The 24,491-nt window shown below is 46.9% G+C and carries 23 protein-coding genes; 11 read left to right on the top strand and 12 right to left on the bottom strand.

What is annotated here, in order from left to right; genetic code table 11:
* Positions 1-8: 8 nt before the first annotated feature.
* Both recX and recA read right to left on the bottom strand, forming a co-directional pair.
* Entirely contained in the window at positions 9-449 is a 441-nt protein-coding gene (gene recX / locus ACZ5EJ_RS03435; protein WP_011633884.1) for a recombination regulator RecX, read from the bottom strand.
* A gap of 2 nt (positions 450-451) precedes the next feature.
* A complete protein-coding gene (gene recA, locus ACZ5EJ_RS03430) occupies positions 452-1,483 on the bottom strand; it encodes a recombinase RecA (protein WP_011633883.1) in 1,032 nt (343 codons plus the stop codon).
* Between the two features lie 253 nt (positions 1,484-1,736).
* Here recA and adk point away from each other — a divergent pair, with 253 nt between their 5' ends.
* From adk to ACZ5EJ_RS03415, 3 genes are all read left to right on the top strand, one after another.
* Positions 1,737-2,411 carry an adenylate kinase gene (gene adk / locus ACZ5EJ_RS03425; protein WP_074455546.1) on the top strand — a complete coding sequence of 225 codons (675 nt, stop codon included), beginning with the start codon at positions 1,737-1,739 and terminating at the stop codon, positions 2,409-2,411.
* Between the two features lie 170 nt (positions 2,412-2,581).
* A complete protein-coding gene (locus tag ACZ5EJ_RS03420; RefSeq protein WP_464557487.1) occupies positions 2,582-3,841 on the top strand; it encodes a 6-phosphofructokinase in 1,260 nt (419 codons plus the stop codon).
* Between the two features lie 153 nt (positions 3,842-3,994).
* Entirely contained in the window at positions 3,995-6,052 is a 2,058-nt protein-coding gene (locus ACZ5EJ_RS03415; RefSeq protein WP_464557485.1) for a sodium-translocating pyrophosphatase, read from the top strand.
* A gap of 372 nt (positions 6,053-6,424) precedes the next feature.
* On the opposite strand, the gene ACZ5EJ_RS03410 is transcribed toward ACZ5EJ_RS03415, so the two are convergent.
* The 3 genes from ACZ5EJ_RS03410 to coaBC all read right to left on the bottom strand — a co-directional run bounded on the left by ACZ5EJ_RS03410 (position 6,425) and on the right by coaBC (position 8,508).
* Positions 6,425-6,769, bottom strand: a complete 345-nt coding sequence (locus ACZ5EJ_RS03410) for a DUF192 domain-containing protein (protein ID WP_242500200.1) — start codon at positions 6,767-6,769, stop codon at positions 6,425-6,427.
* A gap of 74 nt (positions 6,770-6,843) precedes the next feature.
* A complete protein-coding gene (gene dut / locus ACZ5EJ_RS03405; RefSeq protein WP_011633879.1) occupies positions 6,844-7,293 on the bottom strand; it encodes a dUTP diphosphatase in 450 nt (149 codons plus the stop codon).
* 9 nt (positions 7,294-7,302) lie between these two features.
* Entirely contained in the window at positions 7,303-8,508 is a 1,206-nt protein-coding gene (gene coaBC / locus ACZ5EJ_RS03400) for a bifunctional phosphopantothenoylcysteine decarboxylase/phosphopantothenate--cysteine ligase CoaBC (RefSeq protein WP_011633878.1), read from the bottom strand.
* 133 nt (positions 8,509-8,641) lie between these two features.
* Between coaBC and radC the strand changes: the two genes are divergently transcribed.
* From radC to rpmG, 3 genes are all read left to right on the top strand, one after another.
* On the top strand, positions 8,642-9,316 hold the full coding sequence (gene radC, locus ACZ5EJ_RS03395; RefSeq protein ID WP_011633877.1) for a RadC family protein: 675 nt from the start codon (positions 8,642-8,644) through the stop codon (positions 9,314-9,316).
* Between the two features lie 68 nt (positions 9,317-9,384).
* Positions 9,385-9,621 (top strand): 50S ribosomal protein L28, encoded by a 237-nt coding sequence (gene rpmB / locus ACZ5EJ_RS03390; protein ID WP_011633876.1) that lies wholly within the window; start codon positions 9,385-9,387, stop codon positions 9,619-9,621.
* Positions 9,622-9,661: 40 nt separating this feature from the next.
* Positions 9,662-9,817, top strand: a complete 156-nt coding sequence (gene rpmG / locus ACZ5EJ_RS03385) for a 50S ribosomal protein L33 (RefSeq protein WP_011633875.1) — start codon at positions 9,662-9,664, stop codon at positions 9,815-9,817.
* Positions 9,818-9,899: 82 nt separating this feature from the next.
* On the opposite strand, the gene ACZ5EJ_RS03380 is transcribed toward rpmG, so the two are convergent.
* Both ACZ5EJ_RS03380 and polA read right to left on the bottom strand, forming a co-directional pair.
* Positions 9,900-11,087 (bottom strand): DesA family fatty acid desaturase, encoded by a 1,188-nt coding sequence (locus ACZ5EJ_RS03380; RefSeq protein WP_074684847.1) that lies wholly within the window; start codon positions 11,085-11,087, stop codon positions 9,900-9,902.
* Positions 11,088-11,209: 122 nt separating this feature from the next.
* Entirely contained in the window at positions 11,210-13,930 is a 2,721-nt protein-coding gene (polA, locus tag ACZ5EJ_RS03375; RefSeq protein ID WP_464557481.1) for a DNA polymerase I, read from the bottom strand.
* Between the two features lie 15 nt (positions 13,931-13,945).
* Between polA and ACZ5EJ_RS03370 the strand changes: the two genes are divergently transcribed.
* From ACZ5EJ_RS03370 to ACZ5EJ_RS03355, 4 genes are all read left to right on the top strand, one after another.
* Positions 13,946-14,665, top strand: a complete 720-nt coding sequence (locus ACZ5EJ_RS03370) for an LOG family protein (protein ID WP_011633872.1) — start codon at positions 13,946-13,948, stop codon at positions 14,663-14,665.
* 60 nt (positions 14,666-14,725) lie between these two features.
* Positions 14,726-15,106 (top strand): DUF2782 domain-containing protein, encoded by a 381-nt coding sequence (locus ACZ5EJ_RS03365; protein ID WP_074455549.1) that lies wholly within the window; start codon positions 14,726-14,728, stop codon positions 15,104-15,106.
* Between the two features lie 93 nt (positions 15,107-15,199).
* Positions 15,200-16,150, top strand: coding sequence for a homoserine kinase (locus tag ACZ5EJ_RS03360; protein ID WP_074455550.1), 951 nt, complete (start codon positions 15,200-15,202; stop codon positions 16,148-16,150).
* A gap of 90 nt (positions 16,151-16,240) precedes the next feature.
* Positions 16,241-17,032, top strand: coding sequence for a BPSS1780 family membrane protein (locus tag ACZ5EJ_RS03355; protein WP_011633869.1), 792 nt, complete (start codon positions 16,241-16,243; stop codon positions 17,030-17,032).
* 6 nt (positions 17,033-17,038) lie between these two features.
* On the opposite strand, the gene ACZ5EJ_RS03350 is transcribed toward ACZ5EJ_RS03355, so the two are convergent.
* The 5 genes from ACZ5EJ_RS03350 to hrcA all read right to left on the bottom strand — a co-directional run bounded on the left by ACZ5EJ_RS03350 (position 17,039) and on the right by hrcA (position 23,376).
* On the bottom strand, positions 17,039-19,285 hold the full coding sequence (locus ACZ5EJ_RS03350) for a UvrD-helicase domain-containing protein (protein WP_464557478.1): 2,247 nt from the start codon (positions 19,283-19,285) through the stop codon (positions 17,039-17,041).
* A gap of 63 nt (positions 19,286-19,348) precedes the next feature.
* Entirely contained in the window at positions 19,349-20,221 is an 873-nt protein-coding gene (locus tag ACZ5EJ_RS03345; RefSeq protein WP_011633867.1) for a phosphoribulokinase, read from the bottom strand.
* A gap of 119 nt (positions 20,222-20,340) precedes the next feature.
* Positions 20,341-21,132 carry a M48 family metallopeptidase gene (locus ACZ5EJ_RS03340; RefSeq protein WP_011633866.1) on the bottom strand — a complete coding sequence of 264 codons (792 nt, stop codon included), beginning with the start codon at positions 21,130-21,132 and terminating at the stop codon, positions 20,341-20,343.
* Positions 21,133-21,242: 110 nt separating this feature from the next.
* Entirely contained in the window at positions 21,243-22,340 is a 1,098-nt protein-coding gene (hemH, locus tag ACZ5EJ_RS03335) for a ferrochelatase (RefSeq protein ID WP_464557475.1), read from the bottom strand.
* A gap of 19 nt (positions 22,341-22,359) precedes the next feature.
* A complete protein-coding gene (gene hrcA / locus ACZ5EJ_RS03330) occupies positions 22,360-23,376 on the bottom strand; it encodes a heat-inducible transcriptional repressor HrcA (RefSeq protein ID WP_011633864.1) in 1,017 nt (338 codons plus the stop codon).
* Positions 23,377-23,592: 216 nt separating this feature from the next.
* Between hrcA and ACZ5EJ_RS03325 the strand changes: the two genes are divergently transcribed.
* Entirely contained in the window at positions 23,593-24,483 is an 891-nt protein-coding gene (locus ACZ5EJ_RS03325; RefSeq protein WP_011633863.1) for an NAD kinase, read from the top strand.
* Positions 24,484-24,491: the final 8 nt, after the last annotated feature.

The following is a 24,491-nucleotide window of genomic DNA, read 5'->3' as shown; positions in this document are numbered from 1 at the left end:
CTCATGACTCAATTCTCTATTTCCCGAGCATCACACAAAACCCTGCTTATCACTTCGGAAGGAAAGCCTTTTCCTGCCAAATAACGAATTTGCTTCCCTCGTTCCGCCGGAGTAGACGGAACCCCGCCAAATTTTTTGTACCAAAGCGCTCGTGCACAGCAAAATTCTGTTTGCTCAAAATCTTTCATGGCAGCTTCAATCAGATGATCGGTAATTCCCTTCATTTGCAACTCATAGCGTATTCGCCTGCTTCCATATTTACGACTGCGCGTATGGAGAATCTGCTCAGCTGCCCTTTCATCTGACAGTAGTTTTTGCTGCTCAAGTCTGTCAAGAATATTTTTTATTTCTGCAAGTGTGCACTCATGGCGCGATAGCTTTCTTTCCAGCTCCTGCCGCGAATACTCCCGTCGAGCAAGATATCCCAGCGCGCGCGTATATAAATTCATCTTTATTCGCTAGGAGAAGGTGGAACAGTCCGGTTATTTGTTTCAGCAAGGTCAACTGCCGCACGTATTTTCTGTTCAATCTCATGTGCAAGATCCTTGTGCTCTTTCAGGTAGTCACGCACATTATCTCTGCCCTGCCCGATTTTCTCACCATTATAGGAATACCAAGCGCCGGCTTTCTCGATCAGTTTATGCAACACACCCAGTTCTATAATCTCGCTCTCGCGCGAGATGCCTTCGCCGTACAAAATAGCGAAATCTGCCTGTTTGAAGGGAGGGGCAACCTTGTTTTTAACGACCTTGACACGGGTCTCATTACCAACTATTTCTTCACCACGTTTAATTGATCCGGTACGACGAATATCCAGGCGAACGGAAGCATAAAATTTCAGCGCATTACCACCCGTGGTTGTTTCCGGATTACCAAACATCACACCAATTTTCATGCGTATCTGATTGATAAAAATTACCGTGGTGTTGGTGCGCTTGATATTGGCGGTCAGCTTACGCAAGGCCTGCGACATTAACCTTGCCTGCAACCCCATCTGCGGCTCGCCCATTTCTCCTTCTATTTCAGCGCGGGGCGTCAGTGCCGCAACCGAATCGATTACAACAATATCAACCGATCCGGATCGAACCAGCATATCCGTGATCTCCAGCGCCTGTTCACCGTTATCTGGCTGGGAAATCAGCAATTCCTGTACGTTAACGCCGATTTTTTGAGCATACTGTGGATCCAGTGCATGTTCTGCATCAATAAAAGCGGCTGTTCCACCAAGCTTTTGCATTTCTGCTATCACCTGCAGCGTCAGAGTAGTTTTACCTGAAGATTCCGGACCGTAAATCTCGATAATACGCCCGCGCGGAAGTCCGCCCACACCCAGTGCAATATCCAAACTCAGCGAACCGGTAGATACCACCTGGATATCTTTAGCCACATCGCTATCACCAAGCCGCATGATTGAGCCCTTGCCATACTGTTTTTCAATCTGCGCCAGTGCAGCCGTAAGTGCCTTATTTTTGTTTTCGTCCATAGCTATCCCCGAAAAAGACAGCTGAAATTATCGCATATTCAATCTGTAAAAAACGCCATCCAGCATCAACTGCTATGCCGACGCGCTAAATGTCCCCAAAAACTTCAAGCCACTGGCTGGCCTGAGATATAATTCACAGCAAAATCTACAGAGCAGAATGCCGATTTGTCTAACACCGATTACTCACAGGATATCTATGGCACGCGTAGCTTCAGGATGGTTAACATCCAGATAAAAATAAAGGAGGCCAATCATTCGTATCATCTTACTAGGCGCACCAGGCGCGGGCAAAGGCACACAGGCAGGTTTTATCCGCGAACATTTTTCAATTCCACAGATTTCCACCGGCGACATACTCCGCAATGCTGTAAAAGCAGGAACCGAGTTAGGCATAATGGCAAAAAAAATCATGGAATCTGGCGGCCTGGTTTCGGATGAAATCATTATTGATCTGGTCCGCCACCGAATTAAAGAACCTGATTGCACTAACGGCTTTTTGTTTGATGGCTTCCCCCGCACCATTCCTCAGGCCGATGCACTTAGAACGGCCAATGTGCATATAGACTATGTCATCGAAATCGATGTGCCTGATGCTGAGATCATAAAACGTTTATCAGGCCGCCGCGTACACCCGTCCTCGGGTCGGATTTACCATATTGAATTTAACCCGCCAGCAGTTGCTGATCGGGATGATGTGACTGGCGAAGCGCTGGTTCTACGTGATGATGACCGGGAAGAAACCGTGCGCAAACGTCTGCAGGTCTACCATGAGCAGACTCAGCCATTGGCTGGATACTACCTTGAATGGTCAAACAGTAGCGATCCCGATGCACCAGGTTACGTCAAAATTGCCGGAACCGGCAGCGTGGAAACCATACAGGAAAATATTCTCGCAGCGCTCAAACAAACAGGACAAGCGCTTCTTTGAACCGTTCCCTGTTCCAGACCAGATCATTTGCTGAAAAATGACTAAAGTAAACGTCGGGCAGATTGTAACTACCTGATCAGGCAGCTGGTTTTTCAAAGACTTCTGCTGCGTGACATTTATTTACACGATACGCGGACGAGAAACAGGTTTTGATCAACCAGGAGTGGAGTATGACTATAAAAAATGCATTCTATGCCCAATCTGGCGGTGTAACGGCTGTAATCAATGCTTCAGCGGCAGGTTTACTGGAAACAGCACGTGCACACCCGGATAAAATTGGAAACGTTTATGCCGGTCGCAATGGCATTATCGGGGCACTCACTGAAGACTTAATTGATACCGGCGCAGAGCCCCCCGAAGCAATCCGGGCATTGCGCCACACACCATCCGGCGCTTTTGGCTCTTGTCGCTACAAACTGAAAAGTCTGGAAGATAACCGACGGGAATACGAACGTCTGATAGAAGTATTCAAGGCCCATAATATCGGCTACTTTTTCTATAACGGTGGCGGCGATTCGGCCGATACCTGCCTAAAAGTCTCACAGCTGGCCGATACACTCGGCTATCCAATCCAGGCAATTCACATACCCAAGACAGTTGACAATGATCTGCCTGTCACAGATTGTTGCCCAGGGTTTGGTTCAGTTGCCAAATATGTAGCTGTTTCCATGCTGGAAGCCAGTTTTGATGTCGCCAGTATGGCCAAGACTTCAACCAAAGTGTTCATTCTGGAAGTGATGGGGCGTCATGCTGGATGGATTGCAGCCGCAGGCGGGTTGGCGTCCAGCAAGGATCGCCATGTCCCAATTATCATCCTGTTTCCAGAAGTTACATTCGATGAAGAGAAATTCCTGGCCAAAACGGATCGTTACGTCAAGGAATACGGTTATTGTACGGTGGTGGTATCAGAGGGAGTGAAAGGAGCTGACGGCAAATTTCTGTCCGATCAGGGATTGCGCGATGCGTTTGGACATGCGCAGCTGGGTGGTGTGGCGCCAGTAATCGCAAATATGGTCAGAAATGGCCTGGGATTAAAATATCATTGGGGAGTCGCGGATTATCTGCAGCGTGCTGCCCGGCATATTGCTTCCCGAACAGACGTGGAGCAAGCCTACGCCACAGGCAAAGCTGCCGTGGAATATGCAATTGCCGGATACAATTCGGTGATGCCGACTATCGAACGCACCTCCAATTCGCCCTATACCTGGAAAATCGGTATGGTTGAACTTTTCAAAGTTGCCAATGTAGAAAAAATGATGCCAGCAGACTTTATCAGTGAAGATGGCTTTGGCATTACCGACAAATGCCGCGAATATCTCAGCCCTTTAATCGAGGGGGAAGACTATCCACCCTACAAGAATGGACTGCCCGACTATATTCGGCTTAAAAATACGGCAGTTGCTAAAAAGCTGGCTGAGTTCAAAATTTAATCTGTTTTGTTTTTTAGCAGTAAGAGCATATAAAATATGTGTTTAAGCTATATATGCTCAAGCTGTTCACGATTTTGATTGTAGATTGATGCGGGGCTATCAGGCCTGGCTCCGTACATATTTAGGATGGTCTGATTTTAACTGGAGTTCTTTATGGCAAACGGTTTAACGATTGCAATCTGCAGCGCGATACTTGCCCTGATTTTTAGTGGCCTGTGGATTCGGCGTATCTACGCACAACCCGCGGGCAATGCGCACATGCAGGAAATTGCAGCCGCCATACAGGAAGGTGCGTCGGCTTACCTCAAGCGACAATATCTAACCATTGGTATGGTAGGTATGGTTTTATTCCTAATTATCGGCTTGACACTTTCCTGGGATACAGCCTTTGGTTTTGCGCTGGGAGCTATACTTTCCGGCCTGGCCGGTTTCATGGGAATGAATGTCTCGGTTCAGTCCAACGTTCGGACAGCTGAAGCCGCACGCAGCGGATTGAGCGAAGCGTTGGCCATCGCCTTCCGTGGCGGTGCTGTAACCGGGATGCTGGTTGTGGGGCTCGGCTTGCTTGGTGTAGCCGGTTATACAGCGTTGCTAGTCAATGGTGCAGATGTAAGTAGCAATATCAGCAACCTCATCCACCCACTGATCGGTTTTGCTTTTGGTGGCTCACTCATTTCAATTTTCGCACGGCTGGGTGGTGGTATTTTCACGAAAGGCGCGGATGTTGGCGCTGATCTGGTCGGTAAAGTCGAAGCCGGAATCCCTGAAGATGATCCGCGCAATCCGGCAGTGATTGCAGACAACGTAGGCGACAATGTAGGTGACTGTGCCGGGATGGCAGCTGATCTTTTTGAAACCTATGCAGTCACAATCATTGCAACAATGTTGTTGGGTGCTTTATTGTTCCAGACCGAAACTGGCAATGCAGTAGTCTACCCACTCGCACTGGGTGCAGTATCCATCATTGCTTCAATTATCGGCTGCTATTTTGTCAAGATGCGTGAAGGTGGCAAGATCATGAACGCCCTGTATCGCGGACTGGCAGTTGCCGGTGGAATTGCTTTCTTCGCTTATTTGCCGATAACCGTATGGTTTATGGGGGGAGCAACCTTGTCACTGGGCGGTGTCGAAGTCGGAGGCGGCGAGTTGATCATGCGTCTGTTTGCCAGTACAGCCGTTGGCCTGGCTCTAACCGGTCTATTAGTTATCATCACCGAATACTACACTTCTACCGAATATCCACCAGTACAGCATATCGCCAATGCTTCCACCACCGGGCACGCTACCAATATCATCGCCGGGCTCGGCGTGGGCATGCGTGCTACTGCAGCTCCTGTGCTAGCAATCTGTGCAAGTATCATCATTGCCTATTCACTCGCCGGTCTTTATGGAATTGCGATCGCTGCAACCGCCATGTTATCCATGACCGGGATCATCGTAGCACTGGATGCCTATGGTCCGATTACTGACAACGCTGGCGGTATTGCTGAAATGTCGGGTATGCCCGAATCCGTCCGTGCCATTACCGACCCGCTGGATGCGGTAGGCAACACCACCAAGGCTGTTACCAAAGGCTACGCGATTGGCTCGGCCGGCCTGGCTGCACTGGTGCTGTTCGCCGATTATACTCACGGACTAGAACATGCTGACAAACTGCTTACCTTTGATTTATCTAATCACCTGGTGATTATTGGGTTATTTATTGGCGGCATGGTCCCTTTCTTGTTTGGTGCAATGTCGATGGAAGCGGTTGGTCGTGCAGCAAGCTCCGTTGTGATTGAAGTACGTCGCCAATTCAAAGAAATCCCGGGAATCATGGATGGTACGAGTAAACCTGATTACTCCCGTGCGGTCGATATGCTGACCAAGGCAGCGATTCGGGAAATGATCATTCCATCCTTGCTGCCTGTACTGATACCAGTGCTGGTCGGAGTTTTCCTCGGCCCGCAGGCTTTGGGAGGTGTATTGATGGGCTCAATCATTACGGGCTTGTTCCTTGCTATCTCCATGACTGCTGGTGGCGGAGCATGGGATAATGCAAAGAAATATATCGAAGACGGAAATTATGGTGGCAAAGGCAGTGATGCCCACAAAGCTGCTGTAACGGGTGATACGGTTGGTGATCCTTACAAGGATACTGCGGGCCCGGCTATTAACCCACTCATCAAAATTATCAATATCGTAGCACTACTGATTATTCCGCTGCTATAATTAGAAGTTAGGCTCCACTGCCAAAAAGCCCACCAAATCTGGTGGGCTTTTTCGTACATCCTGCAAAAAGATCCATTCAAAGATAAAACGCTCTATTTATCAGTAAACGTATTCAGAATCCCAGATTAATAATCTACAATACCAGCTCTATTCCACGTTTTAACTATTGGCCTCTCTACTCATCTTCACTCGCACGAGGTTAGATAATTTTTAAACTAATTCTGTCTTACAGCACCCTTCTGGATACTACAAACAAAGATAGAAATTTTCACATACGAAAGGCAGAAACTGATCTGCTGTCAAACAGAAGCATCCACACTTGCAATAGCTCGCACATTTCCTACCACCACATGCTGCCGGAATTTATGGTTTCTATAGTCCGATCATCCGATCACCCACTTTGATCTTTCGTGCTGCAAACCAACCAGAATTCATTTCAAGTGCATATCGTGCTGCACTGGTCGAGCAGTGTGGAGCGAGTGTTTCAGATGCCATTTCAGCGAGATTGATGATCTTTCCCGTTTTATCTAAGAAAGCGACACTCAAAGGGATAACGGTATCTTTCATCCACATGCAATGAATACCGGGAGCTGGAAAAACAAAAAGCATACCACTATTTTTTGGCAGATTACGTCGATGCATCAGCCCAATCATGCGAGCCGAGGCAGTATCCGCCAGCTCGACAGTAATTACGTGATCCAGAATACTGAGCTTCATGATTGGCAATTGTTGATTTTCGGCACCGGCTGTATTCAATACACTGATTATCAACAGTACAGTGAAACAGGCTCTCAGCATTTGCCGGTACTACCGAATCCCCGCTCTCCGCGCTGACTGTGCTGAAAATCATTCACCACATTAAAGCTGGCTTGTATCACCGGAACGATGACCAGTTGCGCAATCCGCTCCAATGGCTCCAGTGCAAATGTAGTCTGTCCCCGATTCCAGCAGGAAACCAGGATTTGTCCCTGATAATCCGAATCAATCAGCCCCACCAGATTGCCCAGCACGATTCCATGTTTATGCCCCAAGCCGGAACGTGGCAGAACCACGGCAGCGAAACCAGGGTTAGCTAGATGAATAGCTATCCCGGAGGGAATCAGGAGTGTCTCACCCGGGTGAATCTCAGTGCGTTCATCAATGCAGGCGCGCAAATCCAGGCCAGCCGATCCGGGTGTGGCATAACCGGGAAAGCAATCTTTCAGACGTGGATCGAACAGTTTGATATCAACTTGTTTCATTGCGATAATTCATCCTTTGTGTTTATCGTAGAGGCCGGCAATGTGCGCCATCACCAGCCTTGCTTGTGCATTCTTGTCAGCTCTTGGCAAATAATGTGATCCGTCATCATCCAGTAGAATCAGTGCACTCTCATTTGTGCCAATGGCTTCTACAGCATTGTTAGCAACAATCAGTGGTAATTTTTTCCTTTTTCTTTTTTCTTCCGCATATTGTTGGACGGCATCCGTTTCTGCCGCGAATCCGACACAAAACGGAGGATTGGACAGGCTGGCCACATATTGCAAAATATCCGGATTGGGAATCAGTGTCAGTGTAATATCCGCCGCTGTCTTTTTCAGCTTGAAAGAATGCTGTTCAGCCGGACGGTAATCCGCAACTGCTGCCACACTGATAAAGATATCACTGCTGCTCACTTCATCTTTGACAGCAGCAAACATTTCTTCAGTACTAACAATACGAATAAGTTTGTGGACGGCCGGAAATGGCAGGCAGATTGGGCCGCATACAAGCGTCACTTGTGCTCCAGCTGCAAGCGCAGCTTGCGCAATTGCCAATCCCATTTTCCCGGAACTCCGGTTGGTTAACCCCCTGACCGTATCAATCGCTTCAAAAGTAGGCCCGGCTGTAATCAGTACCCGCCTACCATCAAGATATTTGGGCTGGAAGAAACTTTGTACCGCATCCAGCAAATTCTTCGGCTCCAGCATGCGCCCTGTCCCGGTTTCTCCACAAGCCTGATAACCACTACCCGGGCCGAGTACTGTGATCCCATCCTGTTGCAAGGTAGCCAGATTACGTCGAGTTGCAGCGTTTTCCCACATTTGTAAGTTCATGGCGGGGGCGATCAGCAAAGGACAGTTTCGTGCTAAACAAAGCGTAGAAAGCAAATCATCAGCCAAGCCATGCGTGATTTTGGCAATGAAATCCGCACTCGCTGGTGCAATCAAAATCGCATCTGCTTCCCGGGAAAGATTGATATGTGCCATGCTGTTTGGTACATCAGTATCCCAAAGCTCAGTAAATACTTTTTTGCCTGTTAACCCCTGAAACGTGGCTATGCCGACAAACCGGCAAGCAGATTCAGTCATTACAACCTGTACCTCCACTCCTTCCTGCATCAGCAACCGGGTCAGTTCTGCTACCTTATAGGCAGCAATACCGCCTGTTACTCCCAATAACAGGCGCTTTCCTGCAAGCGAGCAAGTTGAAATCATGACAATAAATCTATATTCAGTTGGTTAGATATATTTTTGAATAAAAACAAATAGCTATTCATTTTTACCCAGAATGACCGTTCATTCGTATCACTAAATTAAACACACTCATTTTTACAGGATTCATTTAAATATGGCAATCTCAGACTGGCCGGAAGCCGAACGTCCACGGGAAAAGTTAATCCAGAAAGGTGCAACCGTACTTTCCGATGCGGAATTACTGGCTATTTTTCTGCGTACCGGGATTACCGGAAAAAGTGCAGTTGAGCTGGCACGCAATCTGTTGACTCATTTTGGCAGCCTGACAAAACTATGTGCAGCGAATTTACACGAATTCAGTAAATTGCCTGGAATGGGGCCGGCAAAATTTGCACAATTGCAGGCAGTTATGGAAATGGCAAGACGTGCACTGGCAGAAGAGCTCAAAAGCGGTGACATTATGGATTCACCACAGTCTGTGCGCAGTTATCTCCGTCTTAGCCTGGGAGGAAAGCCACATGAAGTTTTTGTCGGTATTTTTCTGGATGCCAGACACCGAACCATAATGATCGAAGAACTATTTCGTGGCACACTCACCCAAGCCAGTGTTTATCCACGTGAAGTAGTCAAGCGCGCCCTGTATCATAACGCAGCTGCCATGATTTTCGCGCATAATCACCCTTCCGGAGTCGCCGAACCCAGCAGGGCAGATGAAATGTTGACCCAATCTCTCAAACAGGCGCTTGCGCTGGTAGATGTGAAAGTGCTTGATCACTTTGTAATTGGTAACAATGAAACCGTATCATTTGCAGAACGGGGCTTGATTTAAATTGAAAAAACATATCTCTACAAGCTATAATGCAAGGCTTCAGTATTTTAATGACAGGAGTTAGTAACATGGCGCGTGTATGTCAAGTCACGGGAAAGCGTCCCATGAGCGGCCATCATGTCTCTCATGCAAACAACAAAACCAAACGCCGCTTTCTGCCCAACCTTCAGTCACGCCGCTTTTGGTTAGAAAGTGAAAATCGCTGGATACGTTTACGTCTTACCAATGCCGCGTTACGTACCATAGATAAAAACGGCATCGATGTAGTAATTGCCGACATGCGTGCGCGCGGAGAACGTATCTGATTGACACTCGGCAAGACGACGAACCAAGGAAGGTGTATTTATGCGTGAAAAAATAAAACTGGAATCCTCAGCAGGTACTGGTCACTTTTATACCACGACCAAAAACAAGCGTGCCAACCCGGAAAAGTTGGAGCTCAAAAAGTTTGATCCGGTAGCAAGAAAACATGTTATGTACAAAGAAACAAAACTAAAATAAATTATTACCAGCAATAAAAAACCCGCTTTTAGCGGGTTTTTTTATTGCTTAACTTACATCCTTCCGAAGCAGAAAGAAAGTATTATGCATAGCATCTTAGTCTGCGTGAAAAATTCTCCAGCAGCTCAATACCACTTTCTTCTGCGCGACGACACCAATCTTCAAGTTGCTTGAGCAACTCATCCTTGGTTGCCGCTGACCGTTCCCATATCGCAGACAGTTCTTCTCTCATACGATAAAGCGTATCCAGCTTCTGAGTATGGCTCAACACCTGATCCAGCTTGGTACGTTCCTCTTCCTTCAAGGTTTTCGCATCAGCCAGTATCCAGTTTTTCAGAGTTGAGCCATCTACACCAAGCTCAACCGCTGCTTGCTGTAAAGATGACAGCTCATTCTTGAATGCAATTTTCAATGATTTGGTATATTTCGCTAACACCTCATATCGATGGGAAATAACCGCCTGCAATGTCTCCAGATCACACTGGGTTTTGGCTTTATTAAGTTGCAGCTTGGGAGCTGTTTTTTTCACCTTCGCCAATCCCATCATTTCCAGTATGCGGATATACATCCAACCGATATCAAACTCATACCACTTGTTGGACAATCTGGCAGAGGTTGGGTAGGCATGGTGATTATTATGCAACTCTTCCCCACCAATCAATATCCCCCATGGGCTAATATTGCGACTCGCATCCCCAGGACGGAAATTGCGATAACCCCAGTAGTGGCCAATGCCGTTGATGACACCCGCTGCAAATACCGGTGTCCACATCATTTGTACAGCCCAGATCGATAAACCGATCGGACCGAACAATACCACATTGATGATTAGCATTAATACGATACCTGCCACACTATGTTTGGAATACACATTACGCTCCATCCAATCATCCGGGGTACCATGCCCGTAGCGATCAAGTGTTTCCTGATTTTTGGCCTCGATCTTGTAGAGCTCTGCTCCTTCACTCAATACCTTTCTAATCCCAAAAATTTGCGGACTGTGAGGATCATCCACAGTTTCACATTTTGCATGATGCTTCCGATGGATTGCCGCCCACTCCTTAGTTACCATCCCAGACGATAACCACAGCCAGAAACGGAAAAAATGGCTAGGTATGGGGTGCAAATCCAATGCCCGATGTGCCTGATGACGATGCAAAAAGATAGTAATACTGGCAATCGTTATGTGGGTAAACACCAGTGTCACAATAATATATCCCCACCACGGCAGATCAATAAGTCCAGTTAACAATACCGATGCGATATCCATATCTGTAAATGTTCTCCTTTGTAATCATAAATTATTCTATAACAGCTCAATCTAAATAGATGCTACTTATTAGTCAAGAAATTTCATAAGATTCTCGAAAAGAAGGTGGATCAAATAGAAAGTTAATGCGCCTGATCCCAATTTTTCCCAACCCCGACCTCAACCTTTAATGGCACATCCAACTTAAACGTATTTTCCATCAACATTATTAGATTTTCCTTAACTACAAATAGTTCATCCTCAATCACCTCCAACACCAATTCATCATGTACCTGCATGATCAATTTACTTTGAAGCTGCGCTTTTACCAGCCATTGATGTACGGAAATCATTGCTAATTTAATAATATCAGCAGCTGTACCCTGCATTGGGGCATTAATCGCCGCCCGTTCAGCTCCCATCCGGCGATTATGCTGGCTACTGCGAATATCAGGTAGCTGCAGTCTTCTTCCCAGCACAGTTTCAACATATCCATTCTGTCTCGCAAGCTCTCTTGTACGTTGCATGTAATCTGCCACTCCTGGGTAACGCGCAAAATAACGATCAATAAACGCTCGCGCAGCGCTACGATCAATACCTAGCTGTGTGGCCAGCCCAAATTCCGACATACCATAAATCAGACCAAAATTGATGACTTTAGCGTAGCGGCGCTGCTCTGCATTCACCTGACCAACAGAAATGCCAAATACCTCGGCAGCAGTAGCGCTATGAATGTCCTGCCCTCCTAAAAATGCCCGTATCAACCCAGCGTCCTGGGAAATATGCGCCATGATACGCAACTCAATCTGGGAATAATCTGCTGAAATAATATACCAGCCACTCGGAGCAATAAATGCCTCACGGATACGCCTGCCTTCTGGTGTGCGTACCGGAATATTCTGCAAATTGGGATCATTGCTCGCCAGGCGACCGGTAACTGCCACCGCCTGCGCATAATTTGTATGGACACGACCGGTCTGTCTATTCACCATTTGCGGTAGCTTATCAATATAAGTCGATCTGAGCTTGGCAAGACTCCGGTAATCCAGCAAGATCTTGGGTAACGGATAATCCAGAGCCAGTTGTTGTAAAACTTCTTCATCTGTGGATGGCGCACCTTTTGGTGTTTTTTTAATGACTGGCAACTTATGCTGCCCAAATAAAATCTCTTGTATCTGTTTAGTTGAGTTCAGATTAAAAGCATGGCCAGCCAGGGAATGGGCCTGCTGCTCAAGTATGACCAGTTGCCGTGCCAGTTCACCACTTTGCTCCCGTAGAAGATCGGTATCAAGCAACACACCATTACGCTCTATCCGGAACAGAACTTCCAGCAATGGTATTTCAATCTGCTGATAAATATGCCCAAGATGAGCATCCTTACTGATGATTGGATACAAAAAATGATGCAGACGCAAGGGAATATCAGCATCTTCAGCAGCATAAATCCCCGCTTGTTGAATTTCCACCTGTTCAAACCCGATACGCTTTGCGCCCTTCCCGGTTACATCATCATAGCTGATGGTCTGGATATCCAAATGTCGGCGGGCCAGACTGTCTAGATCGTGTGACAGATGGGATTCCAGCACATACGATTGCAACAGCGTATCGTGCGCGATTCCGTTCAGCATGACCCCATGGTTAGCAAACACATGCCGATCGTATTTCAGATTCTGCCCTACCTTGGGTATATCACTATTCTCCAGCCAGGGCTTCAACCGTTGCAGTACCTGTTCACGATTTAGCTGCGAAGGCACACCCTGATAATGATGTGCCAGCGGTATATAAGCCGCGTGTCCCGGCTCCATACATAACGAAAGCCCCACTAGTTCAGCCTCCATTGGATTCAGGCTGGTTGTTTCGGTATCAATCGAAACCAGTTCAGCAGACTCGCATTGCTGGACCCATTCTTCAAATTGGGAATCAGTCAGGATGATTTGATAATCCCGGCTATCGTTGTTTCTTTCTCCCGGCACTAATGGATCATACATAGATATAGTTGCTGGGCCTGTTTCAGAATCTGATTGCCTGAGTTCACGTAACCAACTTCGGAATTCAAGATGCTCATAAAGCGCCATCAACCGGGCAACATCAAGAGGAGCAGCAACCAGATCCTGCCAACCCATTGCAAGCGGAACATCGCACTTGATTGTTAGCAACTCTCTTGAAACCTGTAACCAATCCAGTGCCTTGCGCAAATTTTCACCCACCACACCCTTTATTTCATGTGCATGTACGATCAGATTATTCAACGAGCCATATTGATTAAGCCATTTCACCGCAGTTTTGGGGCCTACTTTTTCTACGCCGGGAATGTTATCTACACTATCCCCCACCAACGCCAGAAAATCGATGATTTGCGCAGGCATCACACCGAATTTTTGCAGCACACCCGCCTCATCCAGTGATTCACTATTCATGGTATTTACCAGTCGTATACCTGGCGCAACCAATTGCGCAATATCCTTGTCACCCGTCGATATAACACATTGTATCCGTTCACCTGCTGCACGTCTGGCCAGCGTACCGATGACATCATCCGCCTCGACCTGCTCTTCCACCAGCAGCGGCCAGCCCATTGCCCGGATACAGGCATACAAGGGATCTATCTGGCCAGCCAAATCTGCCGGCATCGGCGGACGGTTTGCTTTATATTGCGGATAAATCTCTTCCCGGAACGTTTTACCTTTTGCGTCAAACACACACGCGCTATAATCTGGCTGGTATTCCTTATACAAGCGACGCAGCATATTCAGTACGCCATAAATTGCACCAGTCGGTTCATTCAGGCGATTACGTAAATCGGGCAACGCATGAAAGGCACGATACAGGTAAGAAGAGCCATCAACCAGCACGAGTGTTTTCATCAAATAAGGACCTTTATGAGTTTACAAGCAAAGTTGGGGGATGCCCTTACCCTGGAAAAACCCTGGTCAGCCAGAGAATCATGGCGGGTTTTCGGTATTGTGGCAGAATTTGTTGAAGGCACGGAGCGACTCGAATGTATCCAGCCCGCCATCAGTATTTTTGGCAGCGCCAGAACTCATCCCGACCATCCGCATTATAAATTAACCGAAGCAATTGCAAGACAATTGTCGGATGCTGGATTCTCAGTCATATCCGGTGGAGGGCCAGGCATTATGGAAGCTGCCAACAAAGGCGCTTTTTATGGCAAATCTCCCAGTGTAGGGCTAAACATTCAGCTACCACACGAACAACGCCGCAACGTTTATCAGGATATCAGCCAGACTTTCCGCCATTTCTTTGCTCGCAAGTATATGTTCATCAAGTTTGCAACTGCCTACGTCGTGATGCCAGGTGGATTCGGCACACTAGATGAACTAATGGAAGCACTGACCCTAGTCCAAACTGGAAAAACTCGCAAGATGCCAATCATTCTGGTCTGCTCAGATTTCTGGCAGGGAATAATAGACTGGTTTCGCCAGGTACTCGTCCAGGATAATTTCATCTCTCCAGAAGATATGGATCTCATTCAAATTGTTGATGAACCCGCTCAAGTCGTAGACGCAATTTTCCGTTACTACGAAACTTCCGGGTTTGAGCCTTCAGCTACTGAACGTAACATACAACTCAATCTTTGACATCGACAGATTTATTTCATCAGACAAATACCAGAATATTCCAACCATCCGGATATCAGCATGAGGCCAGTAATTATTTTATTTTTCTGCAGCAATCTGGTCTGGATATCCTCTTTGGTATTCGCACAAAACAAACCGCAACCGGATAACCTGATTCCATTACCAGAAATTCCAGAACCTCCTTCTAGCGGCGAAGAGAGTGCCCTTCCCCCCGAACTGGGGCTGGATCCATCTCTTGAGCCAGAAATAACAATCCACGAAGGAAAAGACAGAACAATCGAGGAATATCGTGTTAATGGTGAGTTATACATGATCAAAATCACCCCTCGAATCGGAAAACCTTATTACCTCCTGAACCGGCGCAGTGCTGCCGGCATAACTCACCCCGGGGATATGGGATCTGGTGTAAGTGTTCCAATGTGGGAGATTTACCGCTTTTGAGCAAGATTCACCGGAACCTGAGCGATCTCCAGTAAACTTGCTGGTTTATTTGCCATCTCATCCTTTACAAACTGCCTTTTCAGTACTTCATTCATGTCTGTTTTCACCCCGGTTACCAAAAAGCAACTTGCCGTCTGGCTGCAAAATTACTCACTTGGATCACTGACTGATTTGCAGGGTATTTCATCCGGAATCGAAAATACCAATTATTTTGTCACCACGACACAAGGCAAATTTATTCTCACTCTGTTCGAGAAGCTAACCAGCACTGAATTGCCCTTTTATCTCAATCTGATGGCGTATCTCTCCGAGCAGGGTATTCCCTGCCCCAAACCTATTGAATCACAAGATCACGCTTTGCTAGGTACGCTCAATGGTAAACCGGCCTCTATTGTGACCTTTCTACCCGGGCAATCCATGACACAAATCAGAGAAGAACAATGTGCACAGGTCGGAGAAATACTCGCCAAAATGCACTTGGCAGGACTAAACTACAATGGTAAAAACAGAAACCCGCGCGGACTGGATTGGTGGCAAACTGCTGCCGGAACAGTCATGCCCTTCCTTTCCCGCTCGGAGCAAAACCTGCTCGGTGAGGAATTGCAATTCCAGATAAAGCAGCGCACAACCAACCTTCCTCAAGGCATTATCCATGCCGATCTTTTCCGTGATAACGTTTTATTTACATCCACCGGCATTGGCGGAATTATCGACTTCTACTTTGCCTGTAATGATGCTTTACTATACGATTTGGCTATTACTGCAAACGACTGGTGTACGCTTGGGGACGGAGTAATGGACAAAGCGCGCATGCATGCCCTCGTGAAGGCCTACCAAGCCGCCCGACCATTAACAGCGGAAGAATACCCTGCCTGGCCTGCTATGCTACGGGCAGGTGCACTGCGTTTTTGGTTATCACGTCTATATGACTATTATCTGCCTCGCCCGGGTGAGTTGACACATAAAAAGGATCCAGAATACTTCAGAAAAATTCTGGAATACCATCTGACCAATCCGAGTGTACTACCCTCTCTTCAGGCTTGAAGCCAAACAGATTATCGTTATCCTTTTCACATACGCTCTATAAACAATTAAAATTCTGGCCGGGCGTACTTTAATTACTGGAGAAATACGATGGAAGCACGATATGTACGCGGAAAACAGGGATTGCAGTGGATTTTGAGTGGTTTTTACTTTTTCCGCCAGGCACCCCTTAACTGGATCTTTCTATGTTTTACTTATTTGCTGATCGGAACGACGCTGGGGCTTATCCCTTACCTGGGGAGTCTTGTCGGCATATTGACCGTACCTGTCTTTGTGGCCGGCATTATGGCTGGATGCAGGCAGCTGGATCTAAACGGTAAACTGGAACTAGAATATCTGTTTTACGGATTCAAGAAATATACCCTACCCCTTATTACGATCGGTGGAATTTACCTGGTCGGTGATGTTCTGATTACTGGGTTCTTCATGCTGCGTGGAGGAGATGCCGCCATTGACATGTGGCTGCATGGCAAACGATTTGATGAAACTGAGCTGGCCGGGGTCATGAACGACATATTATCTGCTACTTTATTTTCCCTGCTACTAACTATTCCGCTACTGATGGCAATCTGGTTTGCTCCCATGCTGGTGATCTTTGAGAAAATGCCCCCTCTCATCGCCATACGCAAAAGTTTTTTTGCGTGCCTGAAAAATCTCTTTGCTTTCCAGATTTACTTTATTGTCCTGTTTATTCTTGCCATGCTTTCAGCTATGCTCTACGGACTTGGTTTCATCGTATGGTTCCCGGTTGCATTCGCCTCAGCATACGTCAGCTACAAGGATATTTTTCACTACGAACAAGACGAAAACACCAGATCTGATCAGGACACAGGTGGAAACAAGGAAAATATCAGCCAGATTGAGAACGATGAACCAAAATAATCCAATTTATAAAGGAACCAGTTTTGCATAGGTAAGTGAGAGCCATTTTGTACCTGTCTGGCGGAAATTCACCTGAACCCGCATATCAGATCCACTGCCCTCATAATTTACAATAGTGCCCGTACCAAATTTTGTGTGTGATACCTGCTGACCAATATGCAACCCCGCCGTATTCAGTCCTTGCGGGGCCACCCTGGCTGCCGCTGGAACTGGTGTATGCTTCCCTCTTCCCTGGCGAGAATAGGCAGTGCTAACAGTATTTAGTCCGGTTCCTGACAGCCCCTGCCGATACCCTGCTCCAGAAAAACCGGATGATCGCAACCTTTTCAGCAGCTCCTCCGGAATTTCATCAACAAACCTGGAAGGCACATTCACCCGTACCTGGCCGTGTAACATACGGCTCTCTGAATAGCTCAGATACAAGCGTTGACGCGCGCGCGTCATTGCCACATACATCAGACGTCTTTCTTCTTCCAGCCCATTCGGCTCATTACGACTGTTTCCATGAGGAAACAACCCTTCCTCCAGGCCACTGATAAATACTGAATGAAATTCCAATCCTTTTGCAGCATGCACTGTCATCAATTGAACTGCATCCTGATAGCCCTTCGCCTGATGCTCACCACCTTCAAGTGAGGCATGTGCCAGAAAAGCCGTGAGACTGTCATCTTCGGCTTCATGCACAAAACTGGTCGCAGCATTGACCAGCTCTTTAAGATTTTCCAGGCGCTCATTGTTATCCTCACGCTCAGCCTGGTAATGTGCCACCAACCCACTCTGATCCACTACACGCCGGATTATTTCCGGCAACGGCTGGCCTTCACATGCCTGCTGCATGGATAGAATCAGATTAACAAAACCTGCTATCCCTCTTCCTGGCTGGTCACCCCTGGTGGTAACAGCTTTCCTTCCCTCGCATGCCTTAAGTGCCGCTTGCCAAAGACTGGTTCCAAGTATTTCCGCCTGGTCCTGCAATTGCTCCAATGTGCGTGCACCAATTCCTCTGGGAGGAAAATTGATAACCCGTAGTAGAGCATTGTCATCATCCGGCGAAGCAACCAGTCGCAAATAAGCCAGTGCATGCTTTACTTCCTGCCGATCAAAAAAACGCATACCACCGTAAACACGGTAAGAAATAGATGCATTGAACAAACCGTGTTCCAGCACCCGTGATTGCGCATTGGAACGATAAAGCAGAGCTATCTCGGAGAGGGACAATCCTTCAGCGTGCAGAGCCTTGATTTCATCAACAATAAAGCTGGTTTCATCCACATCCGTAGCGGCGTAATAAATCCGCACAGACTCACCTTTCCCCGCAGCAGTCCACAGATTCTTACCTAGACGCCCTTTGTTATTCTCGATCAGTGCATTGGCTGCGTCCAGAATATTGCCTTGCGAGCGATAATTCTGTTCCAGTCTGATAATTTTGGGTACACTGAAATCTTTCTCAAGATCACGCATATTTCCAACATGCGCTCCTCGGAATGCATAGATGCTTTGATCATCATCCCCGACAGCAAAAATAGCAGCATGTTGTTGTGAGCCCGAGCCTGCCAGTAATTTGATCCATTGATATTGCAATTGGTTGGTATCCTGAAATTCATCTACCAATATATGTTCGAAACGGCCACGATAATGGTCCCGTAGAATTTCATTGCGACTCAACAACTCATAGCAACGCAGCAACAGTTCTGCAAAATCAACAGTACCTCCCCGCATACTGACAGCTTCGTACACCTGATAGCATTCAGCCAGAGTCCGATTGAAACTGCCACGCGTATCAACCTGTGAGGCTCGTAATCCTTCTTCCTTGGCGTTATTGATAAACCATTGCAGTTGTCTGGGTGCCAGCACTTTTTCATCCAACGAACGCTCTTTCAGTATTCGCTTGATAACAGCCAGCTGATCGGCCATATCCAGTATTTGGAATGCCTGCGGCAGCCCTGCATCTTCATAATGGGCACGCAGCATGCGATGACACAAACCATGAAATGTGCCAATCCACATGCCACGAATATTGATAGGCAGCATCGTGCTGATACGCGCGACCATTTCACGTGCCGCTTTATTAGTGAATGTAACTGCCAGAAGATTCTGCGGCTGAGTAAGGCCTGATTGCAGTAAATACGCAATCCGTGTAGTCAGCACTCGGGTTTTGCCACTTCCGGCACCCGCCAGTATCAGAGCGGACTGGTGTGGCCAGGTTACGGCTTCCAGCTGTTCCGGGTTGAGATCAGTAAGTAGAGCAGTCATATAAGAGGGAACAGCCGAATTTCCCGTCTGCTATCAGAGCCAGACGGGGGGATATCAGAAAAACTATTTCTTGCTTTTTGCCACCAGATCCAGAATCAGCGGCGTTAGAATCAATTCAATTGCCATACCCATTTTGCCACCAGGAACAACGATAGTATTGGGACGGGACATAAACGATCCGTTTAGCATGCTAAGTAGATAAGGGAAAAAATCAGCACCGTGATAATCACGAAAACGGATAACGACCATACTTTCATCCAGTGCAGGAATATCCCGTGCAATGAATGGATTGGAAGTATCAACTGTTGGCACACGCTGGAAATTAATGTGTGTACGTGAGAACTGAGGGGTAATGTAATGAACGTAATCGTGCATGCGACGCAGAATGGTATGTGTCACCGCTTCGCACGAATACCCTCTCGCAGCAGTATCACGGTATATTTTTTGAATCCATTCCAAGTTAACAATTGGAACCACACCCACCAGCAGATCTACATACTGGCCGACATCCGCTGTATCACTCTTCACTCCGCCATGCAGACCTTCATAGAACAACAGGTTTGTGCCAGGTGCAATTGTCTTCCAGGAAGTAAATGTACCGGGTTTCTGATTGTAGGGTTTGGCTTCCTCTTCATTATGCAGATAAAGACGAATTTCTCCAGATCCACTTTCTCCATATGTCCGGAATAAGGTTTCCAACTTTTCAAACTCATTGGCTTCCGGACCAAAATGGCTGATAGGCCGCCCGCCACTCTTTTCCGATTCTTCAACCACTCGCTTCATGGATTCACGGTCATAACGATGGAAGCTGTCACCTTCTACCACAGCAACATTCAGTCGTTCACGCCGAAAAATATGCTCAAAACTTGCCTTGACAGTAGATGTTCCGGCTCCGGAAGATCCAGTTACAGCGATAACAGGGTGTTTCTGCGACATTTGTTTTTATCTCCTAAATATAAAAAATAATTTCCAGCAATTAGTAGACAGCTATTCAGTCACCGCATAGCGAATGATGCTGCTCATCAGCCTGCAGTTACCAATGAATTCGATATTCTTCATTTAGTACAATGTGGATTTTTCCCTGCAATATTCGCTTGTTTCTGTAATTGTTGCGCTTTTGGTAAATATGCCTGCAGATTCTGGATACGGGACGCGTGCGAAGGGTGGGTGGAAAGGAATTCTATCGGTGCATCCTGGCTGGCCTGCTCCATCTTTTGCCACAGTTTTACACTTTCCGACGGGTTGAATCCTGCCTTGGCCATCAAGTCCAGACCAATCATATCCGCCTCGGATTCCTGTAATCTGCTATACGGCATAATAATCCCATACTGTGCCCCAATCCCCAGCAAACCGATTGCAGTTTGCCCCAACGTAGATTGAGGTGCAGCAACTGCCTGGACAAGCGATATTCCCAGGTTTGTTCCAACCTGTTGAGATAAACGTTCATTACTATGGCGAGCCATCACATGCCCGACTTCATGACCAATGATAACTGCCAGCTGATCCTGGTTATCCACCAGATTGAGTAAGCCAGTATGCACACCAATTTTCCCACCAGGCAACGCAAATGCATTCAGTGACTGGTCTTTAAATACGACCACTTCCCATTCACCCCCCACTTCCCGGGTAATTGCGCTGGCAACACAACTGACAAACCGATTACTCACCGCATCATGACTGATCTGCTTTTCACGCTTCAAAGTATCAAATGCCTGTAGACCCATGCTGTTTACCTCTGTATCCGGCATAAATACAAGCTGCGTTCGGCCGGTAGGAGAAGTTGCACAGGCTGTCAGAAAGTTGATCCACAGGAAGGCGAACAATAGCTTCATCATTAATGTACTCATTCTTCTCCCCCGACCATAACCAGATATAAATCGATCATATCTTCAGCTCCAATTCAGAGCAAATCCCCTGCGCGGATTATCAATCAACAAGAATACAAATGATGCACTAATCATTCTTCTGCTCCCAGCTCCAGCGCCCGTTTACGCGACTGCTCAGCATCCTCTTCGGAAGGTTGCCGGACAACCCAGCCTGTTAAGTGTGCTTGAATCATGTCTCTCATCGCTTTAATCCACTCCGGATGTTCATTGAGGCTGGGAATGTAGTGAAATTCCCCCCCTCCGGCCTCGGTAAAGGTTGTTTTACCTTCCATTGCGATTTCCTCGAGTGTTTCCAGACAGTCCGAGACGAATCCTGGGCAGACAACATCCACCCGCCCGGTTTCCTGTTTGCCTAATTCTTTTAGAACTTCTGAAGTATAGGGACTCAACCACTGAGAAAAGCCAAAACGCGACTGAAAGCATACTTGATACTGGTCATTCGTTAGTTCCAGTGCTTCAGCCAGTAATCGCCCGGTTTTTTGACATTCACAATGATAAGGATCGCCCATCTCCAGCGTTTTACGCGGCACACCGTGAAAGCTGATAACCAGCTTGTCAGGTCTCCCGTGTTTCTCCCAGTAATCACGAACATTCTGCGCCAATGCTGCAATATAGCCCGGATCATCGTGGTAGTGCTTGACGGTGCGAATATCAGGGATATTACGCATCTTTCTCAACTCAGTAAAAACACTATCCAATGCACAACCGGCGCTACTGGCAGCATACTGGGGAAATAATGACATCACCAAAATCCGGCTGCAACCCTGCTCTCTCATCCGCTGTAACCTCTCTGCGATAGATGGATTGCCGACAATCATTGCATATTCAACTATCGGAACCGAATTGAGCTGTTTCTTCAGTAAAGCTGCGACAAGTTCTGTCTGACGCTCGGTATGTATTTTCAGTGGAGAACCTTCTGGCGTCCAGATTTGCGCATACTTCTTTGCTGATTTACCTGGCCGGATATTCAAAATAATACCGTTCAGAATAAGCCACCACAACCAGCGCGGGAACTCCACAATACGAGGCTCACTCAGAAATTGTCTTAGATAGATTCGCAGGGACTTGGCATTCGGAGCATCTGGCGTACCCAGATTAATCAGCAGAACACCGACTCTATCAATTGAACCGTGTTGATAAGCCGGCTCCGGTAATATTATTCGTGACATAAAAATAGAGGACGGGATATTACGACAGATTATTTGAAAGCAGGCGGGCAGTTATATCAACAATAGGGATAATGCGCTCATAAGCCATACGTCGTGGACCGATCACCCCCACAGTACCTACAATTTTACCTTCCATTTCATAGGGTGCAGTTACCACACTGATCTCTTCCAGCATGGTTTCATCAGACTCACCACCAATAAAGATTTTAACGCCGCACGCCTGGCGACTTAATTCCATTAACTGCAACAACTTTGATTTTCGCTCAAACAGCTCGAATAATTGTTTCAAACTAGACAGATTTTCCGATAAATCACGAACATCAAACAGTTTGTGTTCTCCGGCAATCACCACTGCTTCACTGCTTTCCTGCAGCGCAGCATTACCTATTTCTATTGCCGCATTCATAAGATCTGTCATATTCCGGCGCAACTGTGTCAATTCGTGCTGTAACCCGGAACGAATTTCTTCCAGCGCGCAACCAGCATAGTGCTGATTGAGAAAATTCCCAGCCTCAATTAGGTCAGACTGGTTATAAACCGTTTCAGTAAAAATAATCCGGTTCTGAACATCCCCCTCTGGCGTTACCAGAATCAGGAGAATCCGTTTTTCAGATAATGGCACAAATTCAATATGGCGAAATACCGCCCCTCCCATTCGCTTGGGTGTTACCACCACACCAACAAACTGAGTCAAATCTGAAAGCAAGCGAGAGGTAACATTAATCAAATGCGATGGGTTATTTGGGTGCATCCGGTTTTCCAGTAGAGTAATCTGTTCATTATCCAGAGATTGCACCACCAACAAGGTATCAACAAAAAAACGGTAGCCAAGTGTGGTTGGCATACGCCCGGCAGATGTATGCGGGCTGGAAACAAACCCCATTTCCTCCAGATCAGTCATTACATTACGAATCGTGGCCGGACTCAGATCCAGTCCTGAAAACTTGGCGAGCGAACGCGAACCAACAGGTTGGCCTTCATGGATATACCGTTCAACCAAGGTTTTAAGCAGAATTTTCGCGCGTTCGTTAAGCATATATTTATTTTACACGAATCGGTCCTGCCACGAGCAGAGACAGCCTAAAGCGGGGATTTCAAATGCTACATATAAGTGGAATACAGTTTTTCAACTCATTTTTACTTTTTTGGGATAGGCTACGGTAATATCCAGTACTTACAATCACTTGAATTCATCCTGATCACCTGCAGCAGGAATCCGGATATTTTTACTGTTCCACCTCCCTTTTCATACATGGGCAGCACTTTATTCAAAACAATCGCATTGATCGGGAAACACAAAAATCCCGATATCATGACGCCTCTGCTGAATCTGGCAGAATATCTGACTGATCGGGGCACCAGCGTGGTACTGGATGATTTAACAGCCGCGCATATTGGCAAAAACCAATATCCCGTAGTGGCTCTGGAAGAAATCGGCAGACAGGCTGATCTTGCAATTGTGCTGGGGGGAGATGGCACCATGCTTAATATTGCTCGTACACTCGTTCCATTTAGTGTTCCGTTGATCGGTATCAATCAGGGCAGATTAGGATTTCTGACAGATCTTACCGTCGATACCATGTATGCAACCCTGAATGACATGCTAGCGGGCCAATTTATTGTAGAGAACAGGATGCTGCTCACCACCGAAGTCACACGTCATGGGGAAAGCGTCTTTAAAGAACTGGCTTTCAACGATGTAGTGCTTCATCGCGGCATCAGCAGTGGCATGATCGAGCTTGAGGTCCATATCAATGGAGAATATGTTTATTCTTTAAGATCAGATGGCCTCATTATTGCAACCCCTACCGGATCAACAGCCTATGCACTTTCCTCCGGTGGGCCGATCCTGCACCCAGGACTCAACCTGATGATATTGGTTCCTGTCTGTCCGCATACACTTAGCAACCGTCCGATCGTAATCGGTGCAGATGCAGTCATTGAAATCAAAATTCATTATACAACTGAGACAAAGATCTATACAGATAGCCATTCCTGGTTTGATCTGGGCGAGCATGACAGAGTATTGGTTCGGCGCTGTCCGGAAACAATAAAACTTCTGCATCCCGTCCATCACAGTTACTACCGTATGCTGCGGGAAAAACTCGGTTGGAGCAGCATCCTTCAGAAAAACAGCCGTTAGTTAGTATC

The sequence above is a fragment of the Nitrosomonas sp. TNE100 genome (assembly GCF_055387135.1).
The sequence above is the reverse complement of the archived record's forward strand: the minus strand, read 5'-3'. Positions and strand labels throughout refer to the sequence as shown.

What these genes read in the sequence shown, in the direction of transcription:
- recX (WP_011633884.1), bottom strand. Translation starts at nt 449, where the DNA reads ATGAATTTATATACGCGCGCGCTGGGATATCTTGCTCGACGGGAGTAT.
- recA (WP_011633883.1), bottom strand. Translation starts at nt 1,483, where the DNA reads ATGGACGAAAACAAAAATAAGGCACTTACGGCTGCACTGGCGCAGATT.
- ACZ5EJ_RS03420 (WP_464557487.1), top strand. Translation starts at nt 2,582, where the DNA reads ATGACTATAAAAAATGCATTCTATGCCCAATCTGGCGGTGTAACGGCT.
- ACZ5EJ_RS03415 (WP_464557485.1), top strand. Translation starts at nt 3,995, where the DNA reads ATGGCAAACGGTTTAACGATTGCAATCTGCAGCGCGATACTTGCCCTG.
- ACZ5EJ_RS03410 (WP_242500200.1), bottom strand. Translation starts at nt 6,769, where the DNA reads ATGAAGCTCAGTATTCTGGATCACGTAATTACTGTCGAGCTGGCGGAT.
- dut (WP_011633879.1), bottom strand. Translation starts at nt 7,293, where the DNA reads ATGAAACAAGTTGATATCAAACTGTTCGATCCACGTCTGAAAGATTGC.
- coaBC (WP_011633878.1), bottom strand. Translation starts at nt 8,508, where the DNA reads ATGATTTCAACTTGCTCGCTTGCAGGAAAGCGCCTGTTATTGGGAGTA.
- radC (WP_011633877.1), top strand. Translation starts at nt 8,642, where the DNA reads ATGGCAATCTCAGACTGGCCGGAAGCCGAACGTCCACGGGAAAAGTTA.
- rpmB (WP_011633876.1), top strand. Translation starts at nt 9,385, where the DNA reads ATGGCGCGTGTATGTCAAGTCACGGGAAAGCGTCCCATGAGCGGCCAT.
- rpmG (WP_011633875.1), top strand. Translation starts at nt 9,662, where the DNA reads ATGCGTGAAAAAATAAAACTGGAATCCTCAGCAGGTACTGGTCACTTT.
- ACZ5EJ_RS03380 (WP_074684847.1), bottom strand. Translation starts at nt 11,087, where the DNA reads ATGGATATCGCATCGGTATTGTTAACTGGACTTATTGATCTGCCGTGG.
- polA (WP_464557481.1), bottom strand. Translation starts at nt 13,930, where the DNA reads ATGAAAACACTCGTGCTGGTTGATGGCTCTTCTTACCTGTATCGTGCC.
- ACZ5EJ_RS03370 (WP_011633872.1), top strand. Translation starts at nt 13,946, where the DNA reads ATGAGTTTACAAGCAAAGTTGGGGGATGCCCTTACCCTGGAAAAACCC.
- ACZ5EJ_RS03365 (WP_074455549.1), top strand. Translation starts at nt 14,726, where the DNA reads ATGAGGCCAGTAATTATTTTATTTTTCTGCAGCAATCTGGTCTGGATA.
- ACZ5EJ_RS03360 (WP_074455550.1), top strand. Translation starts at nt 15,200, where the DNA reads ATGTCTGTTTTCACCCCGGTTACCAAAAAGCAACTTGCCGTCTGGCTG.
- ACZ5EJ_RS03355 (WP_011633869.1), top strand. Translation starts at nt 16,241, where the DNA reads ATGGAAGCACGATATGTACGCGGAAAACAGGGATTGCAGTGGATTTTG.
- ACZ5EJ_RS03350 (WP_464557478.1), bottom strand. Translation starts at nt 19,285, where the DNA reads ATGACTGCTCTACTTACTGATCTCAACCCGGAACAGCTGGAAGCCGTA.
- ACZ5EJ_RS03345 (WP_011633867.1), bottom strand. Translation starts at nt 20,221, where the DNA reads ATGTCGCAGAAACACCCTGTTATCGCTGTAACTGGATCTTCCGGAGCC.
- ACZ5EJ_RS03340 (WP_011633866.1), bottom strand. Translation starts at nt 21,132, where the DNA reads ATGAGTACATTAATGATGAAGCTATTGTTCGCCTTCCTGTGGATCAAC.
- hemH (WP_464557475.1), bottom strand. Translation starts at nt 22,340, where the DNA reads ATGTCACGAATAATATTACCGGAGCCGGCTTATCAACACGGTTCAATT.
- hrcA (WP_011633864.1), bottom strand. Translation starts at nt 23,376, where the DNA reads ATGCTTAACGAACGCGCGAAAATTCTGCTTAAAACCTTGGTTGAACGG.
- ACZ5EJ_RS03325 (WP_011633863.1), top strand. Translation starts at nt 23,593, where the DNA reads ATGGGCAGCACTTTATTCAAAACAATCGCATTGATCGGGAAACACAAA.